8 protein-coding genes are annotated in these 10,999 nt (G+C 46.8%); all 8 read left to right on the top strand.

The features are described 5' to 3' along the window. Nucleotides 1-2,181 (top strand): carbamoyl-phosphate synthase large subunit (carB, locus tag GXO76_09125; protein ID NOY78014.1); only part of this gene is annotated, 2,181 nt, incomplete at its 5' end. A 540-nt stretch (nt 2,182-2,721) separates the two neighbouring features. Further along, nucleotides 2,722-4,341: a DUF342 domain-containing protein gene (locus GXO76_09120; protein NOY78013.1), complete on the top strand. Its 1,620-nt coding sequence runs from the start codon at nt 2,722-2,724 to the stop codon at nt 4,339-4,341. A gap of 7 nt (nt 4,342-4,348) precedes the next feature. Continuing rightward, nucleotides 4,349-5,620, top strand: coding sequence for a PAS domain S-box protein (locus GXO76_09115; protein NOY78012.1), 1,272 nt, complete (start codon nt 4,349-4,351; stop codon nt 5,618-5,620). Between the two features lie 50 nt (nt 5,621-5,670). Continuing rightward, complete coding sequence (locus tag GXO76_09110) at nt 5,671-7,047, top strand: sigma-54-dependent Fis family transcriptional regulator (GenBank protein NOY78011.1); 1,377 nt, start codon at nt 5,671-5,673, stop codon at nt 7,045-7,047. Nucleotides 7,048-7,050: 3 nt separating this feature from the next. Beyond that, complete coding sequence (locus GXO76_09105) at nt 7,051-7,236, top strand: hypothetical protein (GenBank protein ID NOY78010.1); 186 nt, start codon at nt 7,051-7,053, stop codon at nt 7,234-7,236. Between the two features lie 260 nt (nt 7,237-7,496). Next, nucleotides 7,497-9,443, top strand: a complete 1,947-nt coding sequence (gene hflB, locus GXO76_09100) for an ATP-dependent zinc metalloprotease FtsH (protein NOY78009.1) — start codon at nt 7,497-7,499, stop codon at nt 9,441-9,443. A gap of 20 nt (nt 9,444-9,463) precedes the next feature. After that, on the top strand, nt 9,464-10,354 hold the full coding sequence (locus tag GXO76_09095; GenBank protein NOY78008.1) for an ROK family protein: 891 nt from the start codon (nt 9,464-9,466) through the stop codon (nt 10,352-10,354). Nucleotides 10,355-10,356: 2 nt separating this feature from the next. Then, on the top strand, nt 10,357-10,999 hold a 643-nt coding region (locus tag GXO76_09090), incomplete at its 3' end, for an SAM-dependent chlorinase/fluorinase (GenBank protein ID NOY78007.1).

Genomic DNA, 10,999 nt, shown 5'->3' with positions numbered 1-10,999 from the left:
TGGGACTTCGAAAAATTCCCCACGGCCAATGCCAAATTGGGTACCCAAATGAAATCGGTCGGCGAGGCAATGTCCATTGGCCGTACCTTTAAAGAGGCTCTCGGCAAGGCCGTACAGTCTCTGGACATTCACCGATTTGGACTGGGCCTGGACCATTCCACGAATGAGGTACAGATCCGGAAATTCCGCCAGGGGAGCTTTCGGGAAAAACTGGTGGATCGATTGAAACATCCCGATCACTGGCGACTGTTTTATTTGCGCGAAGCCCTGCTGGCCCATTTTTCAATTGAGGAGATTTACCGGATCACAGGAATCGATCCCTGGTTTTTGCACCAGTTTAAAGAGATTGTAGATCTCGAACCGGACATCCTTCGGGCAAAAGAGACGACCCATTTGATTTCAGCCGATTCGATGCGCCGCTTTAAGAAGATGGGGTATTCGGATATTCAATTGGCCATGTCCTGGGGAATGACCGAAGAAGCGGTTCGCACCCTCCGGAAGAAATTGGGCGTGGAGGCTTCCTTTAAATCTGTGGATACCTGTGCCGCTGAATTTGAAGCGGAGACGCCTTATTTTTATTCCACATTTGATCATGAAAATGAGGCGGTTCGCTCCGATAAACCCAAAATTATGATTTTGGGCTCCGGCCCCAATCGCATCGGACAGGGAATTGAGTTTGACTATTGTTCTGTACACGCGGTGTTTTCGCTTCAGGAAGAGGGTTACGAAACCATCATGGTGAATTGCAATCCCGAAACCGTAAGTACAGATTACGATACGGCTGACCGGCTCTATTTTGAACCCATTACCTACGAAAAAATCATGAACATCATCGAGGTCGAGCAGCCGGATGGGGTAATTGTCCAATTTGGCGGTCAGGCGCCGCTTAATTTGGCTCTGCGTCTGGAAGAAGCCGGCGTCAACATTCTGGGAACGTCGCCCCGAAACATCGATTTGGCGGAGGATCGGGAAAAATTCGGAGCATTCCTAAAATCTCTCGGCCTGCGCCAGCCGGAGAACGGGTTTGCCTACTCCGCTGATGAGGCCATGGACATTGCCCGAAGAATCGGTTTTCCGATTCTCATTCGGCCTTCTTATGTTCTGGGAGGCCGGGCCATGGAAATTGTGTACGATGAAGACTCTCTTCGGTCATACATGGAACGCGCCATCGATGTGTCCGAAGAGCATCCGGTGTTAATTGATCAGTTTTTGGAAGATGCCTTTGAGGGGGATGTTGAGGCCATTTCGGATGGAACGGATGTGATCGTGGCCGGGGTAATGCAGCACATCGAGGAGGCGGGTATCCATTCCGGAGACAGCTCTTGTGTGATGCCTCCCTTTATGATTACCCCGGAACAGGTGGAAACGATCAAGGAACACACGCGAAAAATTGCAAAAGCGCTGGGTGTGGTAGGATTGCTGAATTTACAATTTGCCATAAAGGATGGCATAATTTACATTCTTGAAGTGAACCCGCGAGCATCCCGAACCGTACCGTTCGTAAGCAAAGCCAAGGGAATCGCTCTGGCCAAAATTGCATCCAAACTGATGGTAGGGAAAACCCTCCGGGAGCTGGGGCTCACGCGGGATCCGGTGATTCACTACCATGCGGTGAAATCGGTTGTTTTCCCGTTTCAAAAATTTCCCGGTACAAATACCTATCTGGGACCGGAGATGAAATCCACCGGTGAAGTTATGGGATTGGGTGAGAGTTTTGGATTGGCTTTTGCAAAAGCCCACTTGTCAACCGGGCTCAACCTGCCGCTTGAAGGGACTGTTTTTGTGAGCGTTAATGATAATGATAAGAAGAAGGTAATTCCCATTGTAAAAGAACTGGCCAAATTGGGCTTTTATTTGGTGGCCACGCGCGGGACGGCTGCCGCCCTGGAGAAAGCCGGTTTGAATGTGAAGATGATTTTTAAGGTGAATGAAGGAAGACCCAACGTTGTGGATGCCGTGATTAACGGAAACATCCAGATGATGATCAACACGCCCCTTGGCAAAGCGTCGCGGTACGACGAATATGCCATGAATCGCATTGCGATCGAGCGGAATATTCCCAATTTCACGACCCTTTCGGCCGCCACCGCCGCTGTTGAAGCGATTAAGGCGCTTCGTGTAAATGACTTGCAGGTTAAAAGTCTTCAGGAGTATCACCAAACCGTTTTTTTAAAGGGGTAGCCGTTTTATCGAGAGAATAAAATGCAGCAAAGAGCCTGGTTTTTTATTGCCATTTGGTAGCATTTATCACCGTACCATTTATCACCATTATCACCATAATAAATTATGGTGATTGTACAAATTGTACAAAAGAGGGGGATCATTTCGGGTTTAATGGGCAGGCAATTTTAAGTATATCGAAATAACGGTTGTTTCCTGCCAAAAAGCCTTGAACAATCACCACAATTTATTGTGGTGAATAATTGTGGTGAATACCTCTTTAACGACTCGGCAGAATTTACCGCTTCAAACTGTTCGATTTTTTACCAGACGGGCAGAAATACGGCAATTCTTTCCTACACGGACGAATTTACCTACTCTTATAATATCTTGTTTTTTAAGGCAGAAAAATTCTACCCTAATTCATTCATTTACTGCCTAAACGATTGTAAATTCCTGCAATTGTAACCCCATAATAAACAATACAATAAAATTTCAAATACTATCGGTATAATATTTGCCTTATGCTGTCCTGACGACATAAGCGAAAGGTATCTATTCATGATTTATGATTTGCTGGAGCGCCTGAACTTAAGACAGAAACGGGATGGAATTTATATGACCGTTTCTCCCGATTTGAAGGGGCGCATTCAATTTGAAGACGTGCGGCGGGCGTTGGTCAGGCGGGGCGTGATCAATGCAAATCTGGATGTGATTCACCGTGTCGTAGCCAGGGCCGATGGTGTCCCGACAAAGATCGGGGACTATTTTGAGCGATATAATCGGATTAAAGATAAATACATTCACATCCGCGTGGATGACAACCAGTTAACGGCTTATCTTTCCATTCGTTTTCCAAAAGAGGAACCGCTTCGTATCTCTTCATTTGATATTCACTTTAAATTGATGGAAGCCAATATCCGTTACGGAATTAACGATCAGCTGATTGACAAAATTGTAAAAGAACAAAAAAATGTCATTAATGTTCATATTGCCGAAGGGAAACCGCCTGTTCACGGAAAAAATGCCGAAATCAAATATAAAATTGATACAAACATAAGCCGCCGTCCTTTGATTTTGGAGAATGGGCGTGTGGATTTTCACCAGATTAATCTCATAAAGATTGTAAAAGAAAATCAACATCTGGCTGAAAAGATTCCGGCCACAAAAGGGGAGCCGGGGATTTCAGTTTTTGGAACGGAGCTTAAAGCCGTACCGGGAAAGGACAAACCCCTGCCCAGGGGGCTCAATACGACCATTTCGGAAGACGGATTGAATCTATACGCAAAAATTGGCGGGCATATTTTCTTTCTTCAAAATCTGCTGAATATTGAAAATGTCTTTATTGTCCGCCGAAATGTGGACTTTTCCACAGGCGACATCGATTACACGGGCGATGTTCTCGTTTTTGGGGATGTCAAGACCGGTTTCAAAGTAACGACCGATGGAAATGTTCGCATACGGGGACACGTGGATGGCGCGGAGGTGACCTCCAGAAAAGGGAAAATCGAAATTGACGGGGGGGTTTTTGGCAAAGGGAAGGCCAAACTGTATGCACGTGAACTGATTCAGGCGGACTTCATCCAGGAAGCCTTTATCCGAAGCGGCGGGGATATCGAGGTAAATCGTTACATCATCAACAGTCAGGTGAACGCAAAGGGTGAAATTCGCGTACCAAAGGGAACCATCATTGGAGGGAATGTCATCAGCGCAACATCCATTGTGGCTCGGGAGATCGGGTCGCCCAACAGTCTTCCCACGGAAGTGCGAATCGGAAATGACATCGACCCGCATGTTCTGGTTGAAATCCTGAGTGCCAGAGGAGAAGTAAAAAAAATTCAGAAAAATATCGATGTCCTGCAGAAAAAAGTGGATTTTTTGAGAATGCTTGAAAAGCGGCTCACAAAATTAACACCGGAAAAGGCCCTGGAATTAGAGAATCTGCTCAAAAAGATCCAGCAATTTAATTTGGATATTGAAGCCCTTGAAGAAAAAACCAAAGTCCTTTTGGGCGAAAATGCGGATATTGTTCTGGAAGAACCTTTTATTCAGGCCAGGCATCTTGTATTTCCAGGCGTCATTATTGGAATTAATGATTTCGAACAAAAAATACAACAACCGGTACACCGGGTTACTTTCAAATTGGATGAAAGCGGCCTTCGTGCAGATAACCTAATGTGAGGGTAATATGGTAAAATCACTCGTTCCGCATGAACCTGTGTCGGCAGATACGACCCAAATCAATAATCTGATTCAAGTCTTTGAATATTTCAATAAAGCTACGGATGAATTCAAAGGCGCTTACTACAAACTGGAAAAGCGGGTAGCCGAGCTTAATCTGGAACTGGCGCAAAAGAATAAGGATTTAACGGCCAGTTTGGAAGAAGTTAATCATCTTAAAAACTACCAGTCGAGTATTTTGGAAGAAATGAATGCCGGCGTCATTTGCACCGACGCCCGGGGAAAAATAACCATTTTTAACCGCTCGGCAGAGGAGATTACCGGAATTCATTCCCGCGACGCCGTTGGAAAACCCTACGGTGAGGTTTTTGGTCCGAAAGTTCTTCCGGAACAAACCCCGCTTGCCGTTTTGGAATCGAAAAAGAACATTCATAATGGTGAGAAGGAAATCTTAAATCAGGCAGGCGAACCGGTTCCCATAAAATACAGCATCTCTCTGGTGACAGGAGATGCCTCTGAAATATTGGGAACCGTTGAGGTGTTTGAGAATTTGACAGAGATCCGCCGGCTGGAAAAACAGGTTCAGCATGCACGAACCATGTCGGCCCTTGGTGAAATGGCGGCAAATGTGACACACGAAATCCGGAATCCGCTGGGAGCCATTGGTGGTTTTGCGGCCCTTCTGGAAAGGGACATTGCTCCGGATGATCCCAGACAGCGGCTGGTGAAAAAAATAATTGAGGGGGTCGGGCGCCTGGACAAAATTATCGGCAACCTGCTTTTCGTGAGCCGGGATGTTCACGTGCACTACCGGAAAGTGCCCATCAAGTGGGTCATAAATGATGTGCTTGAATTTCTTATCTCTGAGGTCAAACAGAGTCAATCGGACATTCGGATAGAAACAAAATTTCCCAAACAGAAATTAGAGGCGGAATTGGATCCCCAGTTGTTTCAGCAAATGCTCATTCATCTGTTGAAGAATGCCATTCAGGCCATGCCAGAGGGGGGAACCATTACCATTCACATCCAAAAAACCCACCACAAATCGTTTCGAATTATTGTTTCAGATTCAGGCGAAGGCATGCCGGAGGAAATCAAAGAAAAGCTCTATTTTCCATTTGCCTCAACCAAATTAAGGGGTCCCGGGTTAGGACTGGCCATTGTTCGAAAAATTGTTGATCTTCACAGGGGCACGATTCACTTTCAGAGTTCTCCCCAAAAGGGAACGATTGTGACGCTGGAATTTCCGTTGGTTCGACCGGTATTTCAGGCATCCTAACAAATAATGTGAAGAAATTATTCGGTTGTTGAATAAAAGGATGGGAGCAAATGAGGAAAAAAATCTTAGTTGTTGATGATGAACCGTTGATGCAGGAGTTTTTATTGGAGGCGTTGGAAAGACGCAATCCCTACGAAGTCGTTCTGGCTGAAAACGGGAAGAACGCATTAAAAAAGATTGAGAAGGATTCGTTTCAGTTGATTATTTCGGATATCCGGATGCCGGATATCAGCGGAATGGAGTTGCTGGAGAAAATCAGAAAAATTGATCCGAATTGCGGGGTTATTCTCATTACGGCGTACGGAACCGTGCAGATGGCTGTTCAGGCAATGAAACAGGGTGCTTTTGATTTTATTACGAAACCGCTGAATGTGGACCAAATTGAAATGGTTGTAGATAAATATTTCAAATTCAGAGATTTACAAACGGAAAATACCTATCTCAAGGACGAAATTAACCGGCAGTACGGTTTTTCAAATATTATCGGCAAAAGCGAAAAAATGAAGCGTGTTTTCGAGATTGTGGAAATGGTTGCTCAAAGCCGGGCCACTGTCTTGATCCGGGGCGCCAGCGGGACGGGTAAGGAGCTTATTGCCCGGGCTATTCACTATCACAGCGGCCGCAGAAATAAACCCTTTATCAAAACAAATTGTGCCGCATTACCGGACGGACTAATCGAAAGCGAATTGTTCGGACACGAGAAAGGCGCATTTACGGGAGCCATTCGTACCACGAAAGGGCGCTTTGAATTAGCCGATGGCGGGACACTTCTTCTGGACGAAATTAGCGAAATGAGCCTTCCGTTACAGGCAAAACTCCTGCGTGTCCTTCAGGAAAAGGAGTTTGAAAAGATTGGCAATCCGGAAACCCTGCAAGTGGATGTTCGCATTATTGCCACAACCAATCGTGATCTGAAGGAGGAGGTTCGAAAAGGAACTTTCCGGGAGGATTTGTACTATCGGCTGAATGTGGTTCCCATTGAATTGCCCCCCTTGCGCGAGCGCAAGGATGATATTCCCTTGTTGATTGAACACTTTATTCGGAAGTATTCCCGAGATAATCAGAAAGAAATTTCGGGAATCGACAAGGACGCGCTGAAGTTACTGATGAAATACAATTGGCCCGGAAATGTCCGGGAACTGGAGAATACGATTGAACGCGCCGTAGTTATTTCGAAGGATTCCGTCCTGAGCGCGCAGCACTTTCTTGCATTTAATGCCTTTGAAGAAGATTGGCAGGGCGAAAACGGTATCTGGCAGGGAAACACCAAAAATCTGAAAGAAATTGAGCGACGGAAAATCCTGGAGGTTTTGCGCGAGACAAACGGAAACCGAACCCGCGCGGCGGAGGAATTGGGCATTAGTGTCCGCACCCTCCGCAATAAGCTGCGGGAATTCAGAGAAGACGGCATTGAAATCCCGGAATAGGGCTTGAGCCGCATTCGGTCATTTCGATACATCCGCCTGCGGCGGCCACTCAATGACCGGAGGGCCGGTAGCCGGGTGGCCCGCTTTAGCGGGGTGTATCGGGGCATTTTGGGAGAAGCTGGATTCAGTCATTTCTGTTCCTTCGCCTGCGGCGGCCACTCGATGACCGTGGGATCGGTTGCCGAGTAGCCGCCCTTTTTTGTCCTTATTAATTCCTACCTTAATAAATTCAATTGATTTTTGAAACGGACTTCATTAAATTAAATAATGCTTGAATGAGACCCAGCAATTCAAGAGTAACTGCTTCGTCGTGCGCCAACAGGCGGACGTCTCACAACGGAACCCAATTTGGGTGCCGGGCGTTTTCGATCAAACAAAAACAGTAATTTTTGGAAAATTGAAGACTTCGTTTCAGGGGTAAAGTCGAACCAATAAAAGGAATTTCTTTTATGGAAAAGCATACAAAGTTTTCAATCTGGTACTACATTATTGTGTTCTCCGCCATTCTGTTTCTGGACTATTTGATGTTTTCTCCTCCAAAGGTAAAGGAGATTTCCTACAAACAGTTCAGAGACTGGATTTCGCAGAATAAAATCGAAAGCGTTGTTATAACCCAGACAAAAATTTATGGGGTTTTGAAGGCTCCTGCGGATACAGTTAAGAAATCCACCTCTAAGGCCCGGGCCCCAGAAAACATTGTGACCCCGCACAAACAGACTCCCTGGCGTTTAAAGTGGGGGGAGATGGAGAAAAAATATCGGGAACAACAAAAAAGGGAATTTACCGTTATTCGGCTGAAGGATGATAAGCTGCTGGATGATCTTCAATCACACGGGATTGACTACCGGGGCAAATTGGAGTCGAATTGGCTGAAAAACTTTTTCCTGAATTGGATCATTCCGCTTACCATTCTGTTTTTTATCTGGATTATTGTGTTTGCCAAAATGAGACCCGGCGGCACCATGCTGAATATCGGCAAAAATAAAGCCAAGCTCTACGAAATGGATTCCGGTCAAAAGGTGACCTTTAGTGATGTGGCGGGGATTGATGAGGCGGTTGAAGAGGTGAAAGAGATTGTCAATTATCTCAAAGACCCCAAAAAGTACACGCGGTTGGGGGCAAAACTGCCAAAAGGTGTTTTGCTGGTAGGGCCTCCCGGAACGGGGAAAACCCTTTTGGCGAGAGCCGTTGCCGGAGAAGCCGGGGTACCCTTTTTCAGTCTAAGCGGATCGGATTTTGTAGAAATGTTTGTCGGGGTTGGGGCGGCCCGAGTCCGGGATCTTTTTCAGGAAGCACAGGCCAAAGCACCATGCATTATTTTCATCGATGAATTGGATGCCATTGGTAAAAAGCGGGCAGGCAATGTGCCGATGAGCGGCGGATATGATGAGCGGGAGAATACGCTGAACCAATTGCTGGTGGAAATGGACGGATTTGACGCACAAATTGGGGTTATCATTATGGGGGCAACCAACCGGCCCGAAGTGCTCGATCCGGCCCTGCTCCGCCCCGGACGCTTCGATCGCCAGGTTCTGGTCGATCGCCCGGATTTAAATGGACGGGAGGCGATTTTTCGTGTCCATGTGAGAGACCTGATTTTGGGCGATGATGTGGACCTTCATAAATTGGCAGCCGAAACTCCCGGATTTGCCGGGGCGGAAATTGCCAATGTTTGCAATGAGGCGGCTCTTCTGGCGTCCAGAAGGGATAGCGATAAAATTGAAATGGTCGACTTTGAAAATGCCATCGAGCGCATTATCGCCGGATTGGAAAAGAAAAACAAGCTCATCAACGAGAAGGAACGGCGTATTGTAGCCTACCACGAATCCGGTCACGCTATTATCGGCCATTTTACACCCGGAGCCGACCCCATTCAAAAGGTGTCGATTGTGCCGCGGGGGATCGGTGCTCTGGGCTACACGCTGCAAACCCCTCTGGAAGATCGTTATTTAATGTCGTATAATGAGCTAATTGGCAAAATTAAGGGATTACTGGGAGGACGTGCCGGGGAAGAGGTAACCTTTGGGGAAATCTCCACGGGGGCCTCCAACGATCTGGAACGTGCCACAAAAATTGCCCGCGAGATGATCACTGTTTACGGAATGAGCAAGAAAATTCCCAATATTTCTCTTGTCGAACAGGATAGCGGCCTGCTTCTGGGACAGGGACCGACAACGGCGCGCCGTTCTGAAAAAATCGAACAAATGATTGATGATGAGGTTCTGGAAATCATTTCGGAATGCTACGACTATGATAAGAAATTTCTTCAGGAACACAAGGACAAATTGGAAAAGATGGCACAAACCCTCTTAAAACAGGAGGTTATTACAGAAAAAGAAATACTTGCCATTTTGGGGCCACGATCGGATAGCAAGCAAAAAGACGTCACCTCATGAAATCTGGAGAGTTATGCTCAATGAAATATGCAATGGGTGTGGATGTTGGCGGAACCAAAACTACAGCGGCCCTGATATCGGAGACGGGCGAATTAATCGGAGATATTTACAAGGGGCCCACACGGGCGGACCGGTCGACACAAGAGGTGGAACAAAACATTGCCGATCCCATTCGGCAGGCCCTTGAAAATGCGGACATTCCTCCCGAAGACATTCTGGGAATCGGCATGGGATTGCCGGGTCCCCTGGATGCCAAAGCGGGTCTGTTGTTAACCCCGAACAACCTGCCGTCTTTACATAATTATCCTGTGCAGAAAAGGATGGAACAGCGGTTTGGACTGCCTGTAAAAATTGACAACGATGCCAACGTTTTTGCACTGGGTGAAGCCATTTTTGGCCACGGGCGCGGGTCCAATATTCTCATCGGCCTGACCCTTGGTACAGGTTTCGGATGCGGGATTGTCATCGATCAAAAGATATTTGAGGGGGCAACAGGCACAGCCGGCGAAATATGGCTGTCTCCTTACGGAGATTCCATGTTTGAAGAATACATTTCGGGAAGGGGACTGGCCCGAATGTACGAAAAATATTCCGGAGAAAGGGTCATCGGGCCAGAAATTGAATCGCGGGCCCGTCTGGGCCAGGAAGCCGCCATTCAAGCGTGGGAAGAGTTTGGCAGGCATTTGGGAATCATTATTTCGCATATGGTCAATTTTTTGGATCCCGATGCGGTGGTGATTGGCGGTTCGATCAGCCATGCTTTTGATTTATTTGGTTCGTCGCTTCGAAAGGCTCTTTTTGAAAATATCAATCCCAGGCCGGCGGAGCATGTGAAGATATTTCAATCGAAGTTGGGAGAGCAGGCGGCCATGTTTGGAGCCGCCGGTCTTGTTTTTTCGGACAGGAGATAAAGATGACACATGATTTGTTACAATTGCCCGATCCACCCGTACTGGGGCTGATTACGGATTTCGGTACCAAAGACGGTTATCCCGCTATAATGAAAGGCGTAGTTCTGTCGATTTCGCCCCAGGCGCAGATTGTGGACATTTCACACGAAATTTCGCCCCAGGCCATTGACGAAGCGGCTTTTGTCCTGTTTAATACCTACAAATATTTTCCCAAAGGGACACTTTTTACGATCGTGGTTGATCCGGGTGTGGGAACAGACCGAAAAATTATTGGCGTCACTACGGAGAATTATGCGTTTCTGGCACCCGACAATGGTGTGTTAAGTGCTGTCTTTGCATCCGAATCGGCCTGCAGGGTTTATGAAATCACGGAAAAGCGATTTTTCCTGCCCGAGATCAGTGCCACATTTCACGGCCGGGATATTTTTGCACCGGTCTCCGGCCAGTTTTTAAATGGGCTGACCTTCTCGGAAATGGGGGTAGAAACACGAACGTTTCAGCGGGGGAACCCGCTAAAAGCAGCGGTTTCCGGCGATAAAATTTCCGGAAAGATTGTTTACATTGACCGTTTTGGAAATTTAATTTCGAATATTCCGGTCAGGGATGTTCTGGAATTTTCTTCCGGAAAATCCCTCCTTATTCGGG

This window comes from Calditrichota bacterium (genome assembly GCA_013151735.1).
Classification (GTDB): Bacteria; Zhuqueibacterota; JdFR-76; order JdFR-76; family BMS3Abin05; genus BMS3Abin05.
Note: the sequence above shows the minus strand (reverse complement) of the source record. Positions and strands in the feature narration are given on the sequence as shown.